The sequence below is a fragment of the Lonepinella sp. MS14435 genome (assembly GCF_042485795.1).
GTDB lineage: Bacteria > Pseudomonadota > Gammaproteobacteria > Enterobacterales > Pasteurellaceae > Lonepinella.
Window position 1 is genome coordinate 284,083 of sequence record NZ_CP169368.1, and the last position, 16,326, is coordinate 300,408.

21 protein-coding genes are annotated in these 16,326 nt (G+C 40.3%); 12 read left to right on the top strand and 9 right to left on the bottom strand.

Going from position 1 to position 16,326, the window contains the following annotated elements; translation table 11 throughout:
* Positions 1–5: 5 nt before the first annotated feature.
* The 3 genes from ilvM to ilvA all read left to right on the top strand — a co-directional run bounded on the left by ilvM (position 6) and on the right by ilvA (position 3,920).
* On the top strand, positions 6–233 hold the full coding sequence (ilvM, locus tag O1Q80_RS01375) for an acetolactate synthase 2 small subunit (protein ID WP_386691812.1): 228 nt from the start codon (positions 6–8) through the stop codon (positions 231–233).
* 127 nt (positions 234–360) lie between these two features.
* Positions 361–2,196, top strand: coding sequence for a dihydroxy-acid dehydratase (ilvD, locus tag O1Q80_RS01380; protein WP_386695200.1), 1,836 nt, complete (start codon positions 361–363; stop codon positions 2,194–2,196).
* 182 nt (positions 2,197–2,378) lie between these two features.
* The gene (gene ilvA / locus O1Q80_RS01385) at positions 2,379–3,920 is read left to right on the top strand and encodes a threonine ammonia-lyase, biosynthetic (RefSeq protein ID WP_386695202.1); all 1,542 of its coding nucleotides are present in this window, start codon (positions 2,379–2,381) and stop codon (positions 3,918–3,920) included.
* 77 nt (positions 3,921–3,997) lie between these two features.
* Here ilvA and O1Q80_RS01390 read toward each other — a convergent pair whose 3' ends face one another.
* From O1Q80_RS01390 to mobA, 5 genes are all read right to left on the bottom strand, one after another.
* A complete protein-coding gene (locus O1Q80_RS01390) occupies positions 3,998–4,297 on the bottom strand; it encodes a HigA family addiction module antitoxin (RefSeq protein WP_386695204.1) in 300 nt (99 codons plus the stop codon).
* 14 nt (positions 4,298–4,311) lie between these two features.
* A complete protein-coding gene (locus O1Q80_RS01395) occupies positions 4,312–4,590 on the bottom strand; it encodes a type II toxin-antitoxin system RelE/ParE family toxin (protein ID WP_386695206.1) in 279 nt (92 codons plus the stop codon).
* 101 nt (positions 4,591–4,691) lie between these two features.
* Complete coding sequence (gene lptD / locus O1Q80_RS01400; protein WP_386695208.1) at positions 4,692–7,061, bottom strand: LPS assembly protein LptD; 2,370 nt, start codon at positions 7,059–7,061, stop codon at positions 4,692–4,694.
* A 66-nt stretch (positions 7,062–7,127) separates the two neighbouring features.
* The gene (locus O1Q80_RS01405; RefSeq protein ID WP_386695210.1) at positions 7,128–7,685 is read right to left on the bottom strand and encodes a DNA-3-methyladenine glycosylase I; all 558 of its coding nucleotides are present in this window, start codon (positions 7,683–7,685) and stop codon (positions 7,128–7,130) included.
* The gene (gene mobA, locus O1Q80_RS01410; protein WP_386695212.1) at positions 7,663–8,247 is read right to left on the bottom strand and encodes a molybdenum cofactor guanylyltransferase MobA; all 585 of its coding nucleotides are present in this window, start codon (positions 8,245–8,247) and stop codon (positions 7,663–7,665) included. The genes O1Q80_RS01405 and mobA overlap by 23 nt, the downstream gene beginning before the upstream one ends.
* Positions 8,248–8,314: 67 nt before the next feature.
* Here mobA and O1Q80_RS01415 point away from each other — a divergent pair, with 67 nt between their 5' ends.
* The 4 genes from O1Q80_RS01415 to rfaD all read left to right on the top strand — a co-directional run bounded on the left by O1Q80_RS01415 (position 8,315) and on the right by rfaD (position 10,632).
* A complete protein-coding gene (locus tag O1Q80_RS01415) occupies positions 8,315–8,584 on the top strand; it encodes a YihD family protein (RefSeq protein ID WP_386695213.1) in 270 nt (89 codons plus the stop codon).
* 19 nt (positions 8,585–8,603) lie between these two features.
* The gene (locus O1Q80_RS01420; protein ID WP_386695214.1) at positions 8,604–9,221 is read left to right on the top strand and encodes a DsbA family protein; all 618 of its coding nucleotides are present in this window, start codon (positions 8,604–8,606) and stop codon (positions 9,219–9,221) included.
* Positions 9,222–9,243: 22 nt separating this feature from the next.
* Entirely contained in the window at positions 9,244–9,573 is a 330-nt protein-coding gene (locus O1Q80_RS01425; RefSeq protein WP_132299475.1) for a DUF413 domain-containing protein, read from the top strand.
* Positions 9,574–9,702: 129 nt separating this feature from the next.
* Entirely contained in the window at positions 9,703–10,632 is a 930-nt protein-coding gene (rfaD, locus tag O1Q80_RS01430) for an ADP-glyceromanno-heptose 6-epimerase (RefSeq protein WP_386695215.1), read from the top strand.
* Positions 10,633–10,688: 56 nt separating this feature from the next.
* Here the strand turns inward: rfaD and O1Q80_RS01435 are convergent, their stop codons facing one another.
* Positions 10,689–11,402: a hypothetical protein gene (locus O1Q80_RS01435; RefSeq protein WP_386695217.1), complete on the bottom strand. Its 714-nt coding sequence runs from the start codon at positions 11,400–11,402 to the stop codon at positions 10,689–10,691.
* Between the two features lie 71 nt (positions 11,403–11,473).
* The gene (locus O1Q80_RS01440; RefSeq protein WP_386695218.1) at positions 11,474–12,448 is read right to left on the bottom strand and encodes a hypothetical protein; all 975 of its coding nucleotides are present in this window, start codon (positions 12,446–12,448) and stop codon (positions 11,474–11,476) included.
* 64 nt (positions 12,449–12,512) lie between these two features.
* Between O1Q80_RS01440 and O1Q80_RS01445 the strand changes: the two genes are divergently transcribed.
* Both O1Q80_RS01445 and O1Q80_RS01450 read left to right on the top strand, forming a co-directional pair.
* On the top strand, positions 12,513–13,280 hold the full coding sequence (locus tag O1Q80_RS01445; RefSeq protein WP_386695220.1) for an Eco47II family restriction endonuclease: 768 nt from the start codon (positions 12,513–12,515) through the stop codon (positions 13,278–13,280).
* Positions 13,273–14,358: a DNA cytosine methyltransferase gene (locus O1Q80_RS01450; protein ID WP_386695222.1), complete on the top strand. Its 1,086-nt coding sequence runs from the start codon at positions 13,273–13,275 to the stop codon at positions 14,356–14,358. Before O1Q80_RS01445 ends, O1Q80_RS01450 begins: the two co-directional genes overlap by 8 nt.
* A 119-nt stretch (positions 14,359–14,477) precedes the next feature.
* Here the strand turns inward: O1Q80_RS01450 and O1Q80_RS01455 are convergent, their stop codons facing one another.
* Together O1Q80_RS01455 and O1Q80_RS01460 are read right to left on the bottom strand one after the other, a co-directional pair.
* The gene (locus O1Q80_RS01455; RefSeq protein WP_386695224.1) at positions 14,478–15,155 is read right to left on the bottom strand and encodes a restriction endonuclease subunit M; all 678 of its coding nucleotides are present in this window, start codon (positions 15,153–15,155) and stop codon (positions 14,478–14,480) included.
* A complete protein-coding gene (locus tag O1Q80_RS01460; RefSeq protein ID WP_386695226.1) occupies positions 15,152–15,493 on the bottom strand; it encodes a hypothetical protein in 342 nt (113 codons plus the stop codon). The genes O1Q80_RS01455 and O1Q80_RS01460 overlap by 4 nt, the downstream gene beginning before the upstream one ends.
* Before the next feature lie 147 nt (positions 15,494–15,640).
* Here O1Q80_RS01460 and O1Q80_RS01465 point away from each other — a divergent pair, with 147 nt between their 5' ends.
* The 3 genes from O1Q80_RS01465 to O1Q80_RS01475 are packed head-to-tail and all read left to right on the top strand — an operon-like array spanning position 15,641 to position 16,326.
* Entirely contained in the window at positions 15,641–15,805 is a 165-nt protein-coding gene (locus O1Q80_RS01465; RefSeq protein WP_386688863.1) for a hypothetical protein, read from the top strand.
* Between the two features lie 10 nt (positions 15,806–15,815).
* Positions 15,816–16,046, top strand: a complete 231-nt coding sequence (locus O1Q80_RS01470) for a hypothetical protein (protein WP_386688861.1) — start codon at positions 15,816–15,818, stop codon at positions 16,044–16,046.
* Positions 16,047–16,050: 4 nt separating this feature from the next.
* Positions 16,051–16,326, top strand: coding sequence for a Txe/YoeB family addiction module toxin (locus O1Q80_RS01475; protein WP_386688859.1), 276 nt, complete (start codon positions 16,051–16,053; stop codon positions 16,324–16,326).

Consider the following 16,326-nt stretch of genomic DNA (forward strand, 5'->3'; position numbering starts at 1 on the left):
AGTAGATGATGTTATTAAACGAATTAACCATTGTTGCCAACCATAGCCCAGAAGTACTAGAACGTATTTTACGTGTGATCCGTCTGCGTGGTTATACGGTAACACAATTAACAATGAAACTCGAAAATGGCAAAGTTTGGCTTGATATTCATCTGACTAGCCAACGAGAGATTCATTTATTGATCAATCAATTAACTAAGTTACATGATGTGGTTGATGTAACTTGTGAGTAAGATTTTTCCGTAGTGGTGGACCGATGTGTCCGCTCGTTAAAAACGGAGTGGAATTTTAGGGAGGACACATTAGCCCGTCCCGACAAATTTTAAATTAGCAGTAAAATTATTTTTGGAGAGATTATCTATGCCTAAATTACGTTCAGCGACTTCAACACAGGGTCGCAATATGGCAGGCGCACGTTCCTTATGGCGTGCTACTGGTATGAAAGAGGGCGATTTCGGTAAACCGATTATTGCTGTGGTTAATTCCTTTACCCAGTTTGTACCCGGTCATGTGCATTTAAAAGATTTAGGGCAATTAGTGGCGGCAGAAATTGAAAAAGCAGGTGGGGTTGCCAAAGAATTTAATACTATTGCGGTAGATGATGGCATCGCAATGGGACATGGCGGTATGCTATATTCGTTGCCAAGCCGAGATTTAATTGCCGATAGCGTAGAATATATGGTAAACGCTCACTGTGCCGATGCTATGGTGTGTATTTCTAACTGCGACAAAATCACCCCAGGGATGTTAATGGCAGCCATGCGGTTAAATATCCCTGCGATTTTTGTGTCTGGCGGTCCAATGGAAGCAGGCAAAACCAAATTATCTGATCAATTAATTCGTTTGGACTTAGTAGATGCGATGATCGAAGCCGCCGATCCAAATGTCAGTGATGAGCGTATTGATGCCATTGAACGTAGTGCCTGCCCAACCTGTGGATCTTGTTCAGGTATGTTCACCGCGAACTCTATGAACTGTTTAACCGAAGCACTCGGTTTGAGTTTACCAGGTAATGGTTCTTGTCTGGCGACTCACGCTGACCGTAAGGAATTATTCTTAAAAGCAGGTCGTCAAATTGTGGATCTATGCAAACGTTATTATGAACAAGATGATGAAAGCGTTCTGCCACGTTCTATTGCTACCTTTGATGCCTTTGAAAATGCCATGAGTTTAGATATTGCCATGGGTGGATCCAGTAATACCGTGTTGCATTTATTAGCCACTGCACAGGAAGCAGGGGTAGATTTTACTATGGCGGATATTGACCGTCTTTCTCGCAAGGTGCCTTGTTTAAGCAAAATTGCCCCGAATACCAATAAATACCACATGGAAGACGTACATCGTGCAGGCGGTATTATGGGTTTAGTGGGTGAATTAGATCGAGCAAGTTTAATTCATCGTCATACCAAAACGGTGTTAGGTTTAACCCTTGAAGAACAGCTTAATCAATATGATATTATCCGCAACCGTGATCCTGAATTATTAAAATTCTATCGAGCAGGACCTGCGGGTATTCGTACTACGCAGGCTTTTTCACAAGATTGCCGTTGGGACAGCGTAGATGATGACCGTGAAAATGGTTGTATTCGAAACAAAGAACATGCCATTACTAAAGAAGGTGGCTTGGCAGTGTTGTTCGGTAATATTGCTCAAGATGGTTGTATTGTCAAAACTGCTGGTGTCGATGAGTCTATTTGGAATTTCACGGGCGAAGCCATTGTATTTGAAAGCCAAGAAGATGCGGTAGCAGGCATTTTAGGCGGTAAAGTCAAAGCAGGGCATATTGTGATTATTCGTTACGAGGGTCCAAAAGGTGGACCTGGTATGCAAGAAATGCTTTATCCAACCAGCTATTTAAAATCCATGGGCTTAGGTAAAGCCTGTGCCTTATTAACTGACGGACGTTTTTCTGGTGGTACATCAGGTTTATCTATTGGTCACTGTTCTCCAGAAGCCGCATCAGGTGGTGCGATTGGTTTAGTGCGTGACGGCGATAAGATTGAAATTGATATTCCAAATCGGGGGATTCATTTATTGGTCTCTGATGAAGAACTCGCCCAACGCCGTGCAGAACAAGATGTTAAAGGCTGGCAACCAGCCAACCGTGAACGTGAAGTGTCTTTTGCCTTAAAAGTATTCGGGCATTTCGCCACATCGGCGGATAAAGGTGCGGTGCGAGATAAAACGAAATTGTAAATTAGTATAGCCCCCCTTCCCCCTTCGGGGACTTCCCCCCGCAAGCAGGGGGAAGGAAGTAATATGTTATCTTTGCTCCCCCTGTTTACGGGGGGAGCTGTCCGAAGGACTGAGGGGGGCAAATTTATATCAACATAATTGTTAGGTAATCTGGAAAATATAAAAAAAACTGCGGTGAAAAAATGACAAATAATTTATCTCACCAGCCTACTGGTGCAGAATATTTAAGAGCAGTACTCAGCTCAAAAGTGTATGAATTAGCTCAAGTTACCCCATTGCAAGCGATGCCAAAATTATCGGAGCGTTTGGCGAATCATATTCTGGTGAAACGTGAAGATCGTCAGCCTGTGCATAGCTTCAAATTGCGTGGTGCTTATGCCATGATTGCGGGTTTAACCGATGCACAAAAATCCGCTGGCGTGATTGCTGCTTCTGCTGGCAACCATGCTCAAGGTGTTGCATTATCTGCCCAACATTTAGGTCTAAAAGCCTTAATTGTAATGCCACAAAATACACCGTCAATCAAGGTTGATGCAGTGCGTGGTTTTGGTGGCGAAGTGTTATTATACGGTGCCAATTTTGACGAAGCCAAAGCCAAAGCTATTGAGCTTTCAGAAACCAAGCAAATGACCTTTATTCCCCCTTTCGATCACCCTGCCGTGATCGCAGGGCAAGGTTCATTAGCCATGGAATTATTACAGCAAAACAGTAAAATTGACCGTATTTTTGTCCCTGTTGGCGGTGGCGGTTTAGTGGCTGGAATCGCGGTGTTAATTAAGCAACTTTTACCTGAAATTAAAGTCATCGGTGTCGAAAGTAAAGACAGTGCTTGTTTATATGCTGCATTAAAATCGGGTGAGCCAACGGACTTAGAGCGTGTCGGTTTATTTGCCGATGGTGTGGCGGTCAAACGTATTGGTGATGAAACCTTCCGTCTTTGCCAGCAATATCTTGATGACGTGGTGCTGGTGAACGGTGATGAAATTTGTGCCGCCATGAAAGATATGTTTGAAAATGTCCGTGCCGTGTCTGAACCCTCTGGTGCGTTGTCGTTAGCTGGTTTGAAAAAATACGTTAAACAACATAATATTCAAGGCGAAACCCTAGTGAATATTTTGTCTGGGGCAAATTTAAATTTCCATACCTTACGTTATGTGTCTGAACGTTGTGAGATCGGCGAAAAACAAGAAGCCTTGTTTGCCGTCACCATTCCAGAACAACAGGGCAGTTTCTTGAAATTCTGTCAAATACTCGGACAAAATCCCGTAACAGAATTTAATTATCGTTATGCAGATGAAAAACAGGCGTGTATTTTTGTCGGTGTGCGTATTACGGGTGAACAGGAAAAACAAGCGATACTCAAACAGCTTCGTGATAATGGTTACAATGTGCAAGACTTATCCGATGATGAAATTGCCAAAACCCATATTCGTTATATGATCGGTGGGCGTTCAAGTAGCCAGTTAAACGAACGTTTATATAGTTTTGAATTTCCTGAACAAAAAGGGGCGTTAATAAATTTCTTAGCGACCTTGAATACTACCAATACCAATATTTCACTGTTCCATTATCGTGCCCATGGTGCCGATTATGGGAATGTGTTAGCAGGTTTCCAAGTGGCAGAGGAAAGTATTACGGCATTTACACAACAACTAGAGAAAATCGGTTACAGCTATCAAGATGTAACGGAAAGTGTGGCGTATCGGTATTTTTTAGTGGGATAAAAACTGGCTGAAAAAGCACCGCAGTTTTTAGGTTGATGTTGTAAAAAACCACTCTGTGCATAGAGTGGTTTTTTTATTCACGAAGAAATTGTCTGATACGCAATAACCTTAGGCGGTTGTTTTTGTTCTGCTTTCCATAAGTCATAATTAGCTTGCTGGTGTAACCAACTTTCAGGACTTGGACTATTTTTCCCTAACCAAGCATGCAAACGGATCGCCATATCAGCACTAATCCCCGCTTTGCCATTGAGTAAACGAGAGAATGTTACTCGATTTATACCGAGTTGTTTGGCTGCTTCCGTAACGGTTAAACCTAGTTCAGGTAAAATATCTTGTTTAATAATTTCCGCAGGGTGCGGTGGATTGTACATAGACATTGTAAATATTCCCCTTAGTGATAATCTTGATAATCAACAACTTCAGCATGTCCATTTTCTAATTTAAAGGTAATCCGCCAATTACCATTAACTTTAACACTCCAATGATTGAGTAAGTTGCCAGCCAGTGTATGTAAGTTCCAACCTAGGATATTCATATCTTGTGGTGTTTTTGCACTATCTAAACGAGCCAATATACGAGAAAGTTTTGCCGAATGTTGAGCTTGAATACCTGCTTTACTTCCTGTTAAATAGAATTTCTCAAGCCCCTTGTGTTTAAAAGAAAGTATCATCTTTATTCCTAAATACATTTATTTCTATTGTAGTGTATAGCGATACGTTTTTCAATACAAAAAAAAACCAGCCCGAAAGCTGGTTTTAGGATAGCCAACCATTACAACTCTGGCGATTTAATATAAGGTAACATACCCTTATCTAACATTTGCACAATGCCACTACGGTGATCGTTGCCACCTAAACCTCGTAATTCAAAGGTAATCCCGATGCTATGATCATATAGGGTATCTTTTTCACCACTATATTGACGTTTTGAGTTTTCATTAACTAAATAACGCCGAATACCCACGCCCACAGCCCAACAGCAACTGTTGTATTGTACTCCCGCATATTGTTCTACTGGTTTGTTTAAGGCAACATCATGATAATAACGAGCGACCACAGCCCAGTTATCCGCGATTTCCCAAGCGACTACTGCTCCAACTTGTTGAATATCTTGGTTGTAACGATTCACACTTGAGGTTAAGTTCTGGTTAATATATTCCTTACTCGCATAACGATAATTCAACTGGACTAAATTATTACGCTCTGGATTATATTCAAGTGTAGAATTCATCAATGATGTCGCATCTAAACGAGTATCATATTGGTAACTACCTTTCCAACTCCATTTATCATTGAATTTCCAGTTACTTTCTAATGCCCAAGAAGATGAACGCCCTGTGGTACTGTTCTCTGTGGTATCGTCAATACGAGAATTATTCAGATAAATTATTTGCCCTAAAGATAAATTAAACCGTTCTTCTGAATTTTTGTCATAAAAACGGGTTGTCCCCCCCAAGGTAAATTGATTGGCAGACGCAATTCTATCTAATCCACTATAACGGCGATCACGGAATAGAGAATAATAATCTTGTTGTAACAAGGCTGAATCGTATCCTAAGCCTAAATAACTGGAGTTTTGTTTTGAACCGATATTACTTTGATCTTTGTAAGGACGATATAAATATTGAACATGCGGTTCAATGGTCTGTGTATAGCCTTTAAATAAAGTTTTTTGGCTGGCTAACACAGTTTGTAAATCGACTTTAACTTGCGGTAACACGCGATTAACTGAACTTTGCGTATTCGCATCTACTCCCGTTCCTGCTTTTTGTTGATAATGGGTGGCATAAAGTTTGGTTTCAATATTTAGACTACCATAACGATTGGATAATGGCACATTAACACTTGGCTCAACATGATAACGCCATGCGGTTGGCATACTTGAACTGTCATTATCAAAATGTACTGCTTGAGCAAATAATTTGAAATCTGCCCAACCATTGGCTAAACCATTCTTATAATAGTTAAAATCAATTTGTGGTAAGGCACGATACGGTCCGATGTCCACGTCATCAAACACTTGGAATTTTTTAATAGAAACGGCAAAATTCCAGTTTGGTTGATAATAGGCTAAACGAGCAGTTTGATCTGCATAACCATCGGTACTGCTACCATAATCGGAATCAAAATCACTGAAATAACGTTTATCACTGACCTTGGTATAATTCACGTTTAACCGCCAGTTATCCCATAATTTAGCATTATGCGCCCAGTAGAATAAATGTCGTTTTCTATCACTATCAGATGTGGCGTATTCATTGTAGCGATCTTTGCCTAAGTATTCGCCTGCCAATTTTCCTTCACCCAACACATTTAAATAACGAAATTCACCGTTCATTTGCCAGCCACGGTGTGACATATATTTAGGGGTAAATGTTGCATCATAGTTTGGTGCAATATTCCAGTAAATCGGTTGAGCATACCAATAACCATCACGGCTTGAACTTCCTGCACTTGGAATTAACAACCCTGAACGGCGGCGATCACCCAATGGTAATTGCAAATATGGGGTATAGAAAACTGGCACACCAGCCACTTTAAAACGAGCATGCCACATTTCGGCATATTCTTCTTGAACGTGTTGCTTCATTTCACTCGCATCAATTTGCCACGCATTGTCATCAGGCAAACAAGATGTAAAAGTCGCATTTTTCAATAAACGATAGTCTGCACGCATTTCTGATGTTTCAGCCGTACCACGTCCTTGACGACCAACTAATTGATAATTGGCATTCGCAATATCGGTATCTTTACTGTTTAAATGCACTTTGGCATTATCACCGTTAATTTTGATTAAATCATCTTTATAATCAAACTGACCACGCACATAGGCATAACGCTGTGCATTATCCCCCTCGCCCGATTGCGTTACTTCCACTTCATCTGCTTGTAAATGACGATTACCTTGTTTGAAATCTACCGCACCGCTATAAACCGCTCGGCTTGGATTAACAACATTCGCCTTATCCGCTTCAATATAAACTGGCTGATCATTCAGATCACCTTGTACAACTTCGCCCGAAATTTGCGGTACGCCAGCTAAACAACGCTGACGTAAATCATCGATATTTGCCAAACTGCTCGAACTATAAAGTGCGGTCAAAATTGATAAAGAAAGTAACGTATAATAATTTTTCTTCATTTGGTTAACCATTCTGCGTGATTAAAATTAGGGTGATTATACAAGAAAACCATATTAAAAGGCATTTTATTTACAAAAACAATCGTTCAAGTGATCATTGACTAATCCCATCGATTGCATAAACGCATAGCACGTGGTTTCGCCGACAAATACGAAGCCTTTTTGCTTTAATGCCTTTGACATCGCTTTTGATGTGGCGGTTTTGGCTGGTATGCAATCCAAACTGGGTACATCATTGATTTGTGGTTGATGATCAACAAACGCCCAAATAAAATCGGAAAAATTTTCACCGCACTTTTGCATGGCTAAATAGGCTTTGGCATTTTTAACAATGGCTTCTAACTTAGCTCGATGACGAATTAACCCCACATTTCGCATTAAACGATCAATATCCTTTTCCGTCATTTGTGCAATCTTTACAGGATCAAATTGATAAAAGGCTTCACGATAAGCCTCGCGTTTTTTAAGAACGGTTATCCAAGATAAACCTGCTTGTTGTCCCTCAAGGCAGATTTTCTCAAATAATTTCTGACTATCAAATTCAGGCTTACCCCATTCCTTATCGTGATAATCTTGATAAATGGGCAAGTCCCCAGCCCAATCACAACGTTTGATGATTTGCATCGGCTAACTCCTGTAAGGTATTAAAATTGCGAAAAGCGTTTTTTTGTTCGGAAAAATCCACGGCAACCGCCCCTTGTTCCAACATAAATTGCAACATTCGTCGTTCACCTTGCTGTAAATAAGCAGAAAGTGCGGTGGATAATTGACGAGAAATTAAACAGAACGTTGGATGCTCACGTTCACCATCGCTGGCATAAACCACTAAACTTTGCGAAATTAACACCGCACTTTTTAATTTCTCTAGCAAATTCAACGGCAAAAAAGGGCAATCGCAAGGCACAAATAACACATAATCGGTTTCCGCCCGTTTTAGTCCCGTTAATATTCCGCTTAATGGTCCTTGAAAATCCACTAATTCATCGCTAAAAACAGGTAAACCAAATTGCTGGTACTGTTCAATATGACGATTAGCATTAATCGCAATATCCTCTAATTGTACCTGTAAACGGCGGAGAATATGTTCAACCAATGGCTTTCCAGCCAGAATTTGCAGCCCTTTATCCGCTCCTTGCATCCGCCTTGCCTTACCACCTGCTAAAATTACCGCACTTATCGTTATCATTGTTTGTCATTCGCCTTTAATTCAAGTATCATTCTGCGTCAGCTATCTTAATACAAAGGAAAAGATTATGAAATGTCATCGTTTAAATGAAGTTTTGGAACTTTTACAGCCTTATTGGTCTAATAAAGACCCTGAAATGAGTTTAATGCAAATTTTACAAGCTATTGCAGATGAAGCTGGCTTTGAAAAACCACTCACTGAGCTGTCTGATGAAGTGATTATTTATCAGCTCAAAATGCACGGCAAAGATAAATATGAACCTATTCCAGGGATCAAAAAAGATTACGAAGAAGATTTTAAAACCGCTCTGCTTAAAGCACGTGGTATTTTAAAATAATTTTGAAGGAAACCTGATTATGAACAAATTTCTCGTTAGCTTAATTGCCGCCACTATGGCGCTTGCCAGTATTAATCTGCAAGCCGCAGAATTAAAAGACGGCGAACAATACATTACACTGAGTCGTCCACATTCAGAAAAAACTGAAGTGATCGAGTTTTTCTCTTTCTATTGTCCACATTGCTATGCGTTTGAAATGCAATATGAGATCCCCAAAAAAGTAAAAGAAAATATTCCATCAGATGCGACATTTAAACAATATCATGTGAATTTCTTAGGGGCTCAATCAGAAAACCTCACCCGAGCTTGGGCGTTAGCCATGGCATTAGGGGCAGAAGATCAAGTCAAAAAACCATTGTTTGAAGCCGCTCAAAAAAATAGCTTAAATTCAATGAACGATATTCGTCAAATCTTCATTGATAACGGCATTACGGCAGAACAATTTGATGGTGGAATCAACAGCTTTGCAGTAACCGCCTTAGCGAAAACCCAAACCAATCTGGCGGATCAATTAGATGTCAGTGGCGTGCCAGATATGTATGTCAATGGTAAATTCCGAGTCAATCCAGAAGGCTTATCTCGTGATGATTTCGTGGCAGATTATGTGGAAACTGTAAAACAATTATTGAAAAAATAACTTTAGGAAAATGGAGTAGATTATGGCTGAAAGTTTTAGTGTAGAACGTCGTTTCTTTGATGACAAAAATTACCCACGTGGTTTCGCTCGTCACGGTGATTATACCATTAAAGAATCGCAAGCCTTAGAACAATATGGTCAGGCATTCAAAGCCTTAGATGAAGGTTCTCGCAAAGCGAAAACCGCAGATGAAAAAAACTTCGTGGCATTCTGTCGTGGTGAACGCCCAGCGGAAACTTTTTTCGAGAAAACTTGGAACAAATATCGTTCACGAGTAAACACTATTAAACGTGTTTATACACTTTCAGGTGTAGTGAGTGATAACTTAGATGAGTTTAATGCGAACGATTAATATGAACAGGGCTTGAGCAATCAAGCCTTTATTTTTTCTGTTTTGACAAAAAGTGCGGTAAAAAATACCGCACTTTTGATTAAAATAGATTACAATAAGACTAATTTAGATAGACAAAAGGACAATATTATGATCATCGTAACTGGCGGTGCAGGCATGATCGGTAGCAATATCGTGAAAGCCTTAAACGAGATGGGACGTACCGATATTCTAGTGGTAGATAACCTAAAAGACGGCACTAAATTTATTAATTTAGTCGATTTAGATATTGCAGATTATTACGATAAAGATGATTTTATCGCATCAATTATGGCAGGCGATGACATTGGTGATATTGATGTTATTTTCCACCAAGGTGCTTGTTCTGCCACCACCGAATGGGACGGCAAATACCTAATGCACAATAATTACGAATATTCCAAAGAATTATTACATTATTGCCTCGATCGTGAAATTCCATTCTTCTACGCCTCCAGTGCAGCGACCTACGGCGACAAAACCCAATTTGTAGAAGAACGCCAATTTGAAGGTCCACTCAATGCCTACGGTTATTCTAAATTCTTATTTGATCAATATGTACGTGCCATTTTGCCTGAAGCTAGTTCGCCTGTTTGTGGCTTTAAATATTTCAATGTGTATGGTCCGAAAGAACAACACAAAGGTTCTATGGCAAGTGTCGCATTCCATTTAAATAACCAAATTTTAAACGGCGAAAATCCAAAATTATTCGCTGGATCTGAGCATTTCTTGCGTGATTTTATCTATGTAGGCGATGTGGCTCAAGTCAATTTATGGGCATGGCAACATGGCGTGTCAGGTATTTTTAATCTCGGCACAGGCAAAGCGGAAAGTTTCCTTGAAGTGGCACAAGCTGTATTAAAACACCATGGCAAAGGCGAAATCGAAACCATTCCATTCCCAGACCATTTAAAATCTCGCTATCAAGAATATACCCAAGCGGATTTAACCAAACTGCGTGCCGCAGGTTGTGATTATCAATTTAAATCCGTGGCAGAAGGTGTGGCGGAGTATATGGCTTGGTTAAATAGAAAAAGCTGAATCGGAAATAACTAGCCGATTATGTTCATATTAAGGGCGAGCCAATGGGTTCGCTTTTATTTTCTCCCAAAATTCGCACAATAATTCGCCCACCACACTGGATTATCCCTATCCCAGTAAGAGCCACCTTGCAACATCACAAAGGTTTCTACATCCGCATTAAATGCTTCTCTGATTTCTTGTTCACGTAAGTCATCAATATGATTATCTTCAAGCATATCAATTTGATCTTGTAATTGCTCAATGTCATCCGCCAGTAAATCTTGCTCCATATCCAGTTCATCCCGCTCATCTTGGACATCATCCATTTTTTCTGAAATATCATCCATCCGCCCATCATCAGATAGCGAATACCGTTCTTCCATTTTCATTAACTGAGCCAACTGTTTATCCAGTTTTATCTGCTTTTTCAACAAACTCACTAAACGACTTTCTTTCGGTAAAATTTGCTGATGCAACGCCACAAGCTGTTGGAAATAAGGCGTACAACCTTTTTCCTGCAACAATTTCACCAATTTCTGACGGATTTCAACACTTAATTGGGTAAAATGAATTTGTTTTTCCAGAGATTGTTGAATTGAATTTGGCGACAAATCTACATTTTGTAGGGTAACGGTTTGGGGTTTTAACGCTTGAACTGGCACGACTTTCTCCGTGGTGGTAGCTTCACCAAAAACCGCCCGCCAGCAACGTGGAATCCAATCGCCGATGGATAACATCAACAATGCAAATGCCCCTAATAAAATCAGTAAAAAAAGCAAAAATTTCATTGTTTCTCCTTGATAGCAAAAGCATACCGCTAATTAATTTGCCATTCAATCACAAATGGATTTTATGTCATTTAGTTGTTTATTCCACTAAATTCTTTACGACTAACACTGGTATTCCACAACCCCACTCGTTCCAGCCCGTCATATCTAGTCAAATGCTCATACCCCAAGCTACTATCTTCATAGCGTTTAAAGCTGTACACCGCACCGTTCATTTTTTGGGTGTCAAACAGATTTAGGCTTTTGAGTAAAGCAAAATCACGCTGGGTTAAACCTGTAACTTTGTAGAATAAATCAGGTTCTAACTCTTCAATCACATCTTCCAAGCACATTTCGCGGTGTTCGCTCAAATACATAAACACAGGAATGCGTGTGGCGAATTTAATCAGTTTTTCCTGCACCTGTTTGCGTAGGCTTTTTTCTTCTTTCTCTTTTTCCTTGATTTCCTTTTTCTCTTTGGCGGTCAATTCGCCGTTATTGGCTTTTTGTTTGGCTTCTTTCACTGCTTCACTGCGGTTGATAATTTGCTCAATATCTTGATTGAGTGAACGAAAACCTTCAATGCTCATCAAGGCATTCATTGCATCGGGATTATCTGCCAAGCGTTTTAAGGTTTCATTATCCACATTCACCAGCAAGGCACTTTCCCAACGCCGTGCCAGCAAGGTAGCGGTTGTGCCGCTGGTTGCCATATCCAGTACGCTCGCCGCATCAAGCTCACGCATTGCTGCTTCGTCATAGGCTAAAATCGGCAGGAATTGGATAAATTCGGCGACTTTTTTCTCTGGATTGCGTTCTGTGGTGTTGAGTTCGTTGCAATATTCGGCGATTTGGCGTAAGGCACGATTGGGGGCAAAATCAAAAATATAGCAATTTTGCTTGATAATCACGCTGTCATCGCTGGCGTGTCGGGCTTTGGCGACCCACGGCGTTCGCACCCGAAAGGCAGCCTGAAAATAGGTTTCAGGGCGAGTGAGATTACGCAGCATAAAAATCCCCGTCCATTCAGGCACGGATACGCCTGTAGTCAGTTTGTCTATTATCACTATCGCAATCCGATCTCAAAAATAGTAAAATAGCCTATCTAATTTATGCAAATGGGAAAATTCAATGCCACTACTAAATTTCATTTCTGACGAAGATTTATATCACCACGTTGAACAAACCGTTCAAAAATACCGTTTTAAAATTGATTTAAAAACGCTGAATAAAAATCTCATTGATCCGATTAAACTTACTTTTGATAGTGGAATTTATCAGCGTGCTTTTGATAATTCGGCATTAGAAACGATTTTAGCTAGTGAAGTATGGCGACAAATGGACAAGTCTAATACCAACCATATCGGTTATTTTCATCAAAATATTTTTCAATATATCGGTAAAGCAAAAGGCTGGACTGTACCGCAACAAGGCTTTGATATTGAAAATAAGAAAAAGCATATTTTTGTAGAAATGAAAAATAAACATAATACGATGAACAGTTCATCGGCAGCGAAAACTTATATGCGTATGCAAAATAAGCTGTTGCAAGATGAACAGGCGACTTGCTATTTGGTTGAAATTATTGCGAAACATAGCCAAAATATTGAATGGGTTTGTTCAGTGGATAAACAAAGTTTAAAACACTCACGCATTCGCCGTATTTCTATTGATCAGTTTTATGCGTTGGTAACTAGCAATAAAAATGCTTTTGCTCAATTGTGCCAAATATTACCGCAAGTAATTAAAAATGTGGTAGCAAAACAAGAACAACAGCTTATTGAAAATACAGTGATTGATGATTTAAAACGCCAAGAAGTTAATTCTATTTTAGAAAGTTTATATTTGCTGGCATTTAGACATTATCAAGGCTTTAAGGATTTTAAACTCAATGTATAAACAAATTGATTTATTTGATGAAGTCATTGAGCCTTGCAAAATGCCCTTAAAAAATGACCGCACATTTTCTAGTATTGAATTATTTGCAGGGGCTGGCGGTTTGGCGTTAGGTTTGGAGCAGGCAGGATTTGAAGCAGTTTTATTAAATGAGTGGGATAAAAACGCATGTGCCACTTTGCGTTTAAATCGTCCAAACTGGAATATTGTTGAAGGCGATATTTGCGAGATTGATTTCACGCCTTATCGTGGCAAAGTGGATTTTTTGTCAGGTGGTTTTCCTTGCCAAGCCTTTTCTTATGCGGGCAAAGGACGTGGCTTTGATGATATTCGTGGCACAATGTTTTTTCAATTTGCCAGAGCAATCCAAGAAGTGCAACCTAAGGTCATTTTAGGCGAAAATGTGCGTGGGCTAGTTAATCACGATCAAGGGCGAACGCTGGCAACCATTAAGCAAACGTTGCAAGAGTTAGGTTATCATTTGATTGAACCACGCATTTTAAATGCGATGAATTACCGCGTACCGCAAAAGCGTGAACGCATTTTTATTGTTGGTATTCGCCAAGATTTAGCCGAGAAAGCCGAGTTTCACTGGCCCGAACCCTTTGAACGTGTGATGACGATGGCGGACGCATTAAAAGCTGGCGAGTTGTTTGATTGTGATGTCCCCCATTCGCAAGGGCAAGCGTACCCTGAACATAAAAAAGCGGTAATGGACTTAGTCCCTGCTGGTGGTTGCTGGCGTGATTTGCCTGATGATGTGGCACGCAACTATATGAAAAAAAGCTATTTTTTAGGCGGTGGGCGTACTGGAATGGCTCGCCGTTTGGCGTGGACAGAGCCAAGTTTAACGCTCACTTGTGCTCCTGCTCAAAACCAAACCGAACGTTGCCACCCTGATGAAACTCGCCCTTTAACCGTGCGTGAATATTCTCGCATTCAAACCTTTCCTGATAACTGGCAATTTGCAGGTTCAATGACCCAGCAATATAAGCAAATCGGCAATGCCGTGCCTGTGAATTTGGCTAGGGCGGTGGGCGAATGCTTAATTGCAGTTTTCAAGCAGTTGAGAAATTTTTAAATGAAAATAATTCTGACGGCAATAAATCCAGCATCTTATTTGCCAGCTCGGGTGAGGTAAAAACTTCGTCATTGGATAAATTGGCAAGACAAGACAGCACATCGGGGTTGTAGTTTAAATTATTCGGGTTTGGCATCTTGAATATCCATAAAGTAAGTGGAACGGTAGGCGTTGATAAACTGATAATGGCTGCGGCTTTCGGTTTGAATTAAATGGGCGTATTGATATTCCTTGCGGCTTAAACAAAACGCACGCGGAAATGACACCGCCGCCCATTGCGAAAAATGCAGAAAATGCTCGTCAATCGGCTGGTTTAGGCTATCGGCATACACCATTTTTAAGGCATCGCCGTGTAAAATATTGAGCTTCAAAATATATTCCACCACGTTTTTTAATTGAGCCGACATTTCACATTCAAATAAGCGTTGATATTCGCTCTCGGCAAAATTGAGCAGGCGTTCACGGCAACGCAATACGTTATCCTGTAATAAATCAATGCCATACAGCGAACTTAACGCCACAATCAGGCGATAGTCATAATGAATGCGTGGCTTGCGTTTATTCTGATTTGCCACATAGCTCAGCTTGCGTTTTAAGATTTCAATCAAAAAATTGCCATCACCACAGGCAGGCTCTAACACCGTGCTTTCATCAGGCATCTCCGCTTCGCCGTGTTTATTCACCAGCGGCAAGCCTTTGGCACGGATCACCATATCAATCATCGCATTGACTTCTTGCGGACGCGTAAATACTTCGCCGTGATCGGCGACACGTTGGCGGGATTTGATTTGGGTCATTGATTCCCCCTTTGATGACAGGCAAGGGGGCTAAAAAGAAAACGAAAAATGGCGACTGCCCGATCAAGAGCATTCGCCAATAATTTTGCGTTTAAAGGAAATAGATAGTGAGATAAATAATGGCAGATACCATTAAATAAATAGACAATATTTAGCTGTGCTGTGCTGTGCTGTGCTGTGCTGTGCTGTGCTGTGCTGTGCTGTGCTGTGCTGTGCTGTGCTGTGCTGTGCTGTGCTGTGCTGTGCTGTGCTGTGCTGTGCTGTGCTGTGCTGTGCTGTGCTGTGCTGTGCTGTGCTGTGCTGTGCTGTGCTGTGCTGTGCTGTGCTGTGCTGTGCATTATTTGTCCTGTTTTGAGTTTGTCAACTATTTTTTGCATTTTAACAAACAAGACGAAAGATTAACAGAAAAACAAAAGCTAACTTGCTTAGAGTGGGAAGTTTTGTTAGTCTTTTACTATGTTGAAACAATATAGGATTACAAGAAAATGGCAGCGACAACAACATTACTCGTTACCATCAAAACATCAGATTTAATGTTGTTTGAAGGGATTTTAAAGAAGTTCAACGCCACATACGAAATTATTTCAACATCTGAAAACCAAGAAATGGACGAATGCCCTGAATATACCATTCAAGGCATTGAACAATAGGAACAGAACTATGGCAACAATTACTTTTGAAATTGACCTTGATAACCATGAAATCATTACCTTAAAAAACGTGATTAAAGCACTTGGTGGAAAAAAGTTAAAAGTGAAAGAAGATCCCGATGTAGAACTCATCAACAAAAAATACAGTGAAACTGATTTCAGAGAGATGGTTAATCAAGCTCGTCAAGGCAAAAAAACGCAAGTGAGCCAAGATGAAATGACCAAATTGCTTTTAGGCTAATTTTATGTTTGAAATCAGTTATTCAGAAAAATTCTTTTCAGGTGTGGCAGGTTATAAAAAATCAGGGCAACAACAAGCGTTAAAGAAAATCAATGCCCTGTTACAAGAATTAGCCCAACACCCTACCACAGGCACAGGAAAACCTGAACGATTAAAAGGTTATGACGGCGAAGTATATTCTCGCCGTATCGATCAAAAAAACCGTTTAATTTATGAAATCTTTGAAGCAGAACAAAGAATTGATGTTATTTCCTGTCACGGTCATTATGACGATAAATAA

Excerpts from the sequence above, each read along its gene's own strand:
- ilvM (WP_386691812.1), top strand. The coding sequence starts at position 6 with ATGATGTTATTAAACGAATTAACCATTGTTGCCAACCATAGCCCAGAA.
- ilvD (WP_386695200.1), top strand. The coding sequence starts at position 361 with ATGCCTAAATTACGTTCAGCGACTTCAACACAGGGTCGCAATATGGCA.
- ilvA (WP_386695202.1), top strand. The coding sequence starts at position 2,379 with ATGACAAATAATTTATCTCACCAGCCTACTGGTGCAGAATATTTAAGA.
- O1Q80_RS01390 (WP_386695204.1), bottom strand. The coding sequence starts at position 4,297 with ATGTCTATGTACAATCCACCGCACCCTGCGGAAATTATTAAACAAGAT.
- O1Q80_RS01395 (WP_386695206.1), bottom strand. The coding sequence starts at position 4,590 with ATGATACTTTCTTTTAAACACAAGGGGCTTGAGAAATTCTATTTAACA.
- lptD (WP_386695208.1), bottom strand. The coding sequence starts at position 7,061 with ATGAAGAAAAATTATTATACGTTACTTTCTTTATCAATTTTGACCGCA.
- O1Q80_RS01405 (WP_386695210.1), bottom strand. The coding sequence starts at position 7,685 with ATGCAAATCATCAAACGTTGTGATTGGGCTGGGGACTTGCCCATTTAT.
- mobA (WP_386695212.1), bottom strand. The coding sequence starts at position 8,247 with ATGATAACGATAAGTGCGGTAATTTTAGCAGGTGGTAAGGCAAGGCGG.
- O1Q80_RS01415 (WP_386695213.1), top strand. The coding sequence starts at position 8,315 with ATGAAATGTCATCGTTTAAATGAAGTTTTGGAACTTTTACAGCCTTAT.
- O1Q80_RS01420 (WP_386695214.1), top strand. The coding sequence starts at position 8,604 with ATGAACAAATTTCTCGTTAGCTTAATTGCCGCCACTATGGCGCTTGCC.
- O1Q80_RS01425 (WP_132299475.1), top strand. The coding sequence starts at position 9,244 with ATGGCTGAAAGTTTTAGTGTAGAACGTCGTTTCTTTGATGACAAAAAT.
- rfaD (WP_386695215.1), top strand. The coding sequence starts at position 9,703 with ATGATCATCGTAACTGGCGGTGCAGGCATGATCGGTAGCAATATCGTG.
- O1Q80_RS01435 (WP_386695217.1), bottom strand. The coding sequence starts at position 11,402 with ATGAAATTTTTGCTTTTTTTACTGATTTTATTAGGGGCATTTGCATTG.
- O1Q80_RS01445 (WP_386695220.1), top strand. The coding sequence starts at position 12,513 with ATGCCACTACTAAATTTCATTTCTGACGAAGATTTATATCACCACGTT.
- O1Q80_RS01450 (WP_386695222.1), top strand. The coding sequence starts at position 13,273 with ATGTATAAACAAATTGATTTATTTGATGAAGTCATTGAGCCTTGCAAA.
- O1Q80_RS01455 (WP_386695224.1), bottom strand. The coding sequence starts at position 15,155 with ATGACCCAAATCAAATCCCGCCAACGTGTCGCCGATCACGGCGAAGTA.
- O1Q80_RS01460 (WP_386695226.1), bottom strand. The coding sequence starts at position 15,493 with ATGCACAGCACAGCACAGCACAGCACAGCACAGCACAGCACAGCACAG.
- O1Q80_RS01465 (WP_386688863.1), top strand. The coding sequence starts at position 15,641 with ATGGCAGCGACAACAACATTACTCGTTACCATCAAAACATCAGATTTA.
- O1Q80_RS01470 (WP_386688861.1), top strand. The coding sequence starts at position 15,816 with ATGGCAACAATTACTTTTGAAATTGACCTTGATAACCATGAAATCATT.
- O1Q80_RS01475 (WP_386688859.1), top strand. The coding sequence starts at position 16,051 with ATGTTTGAAATCAGTTATTCAGAAAAATTCTTTTCAGGTGTGGCAGGT.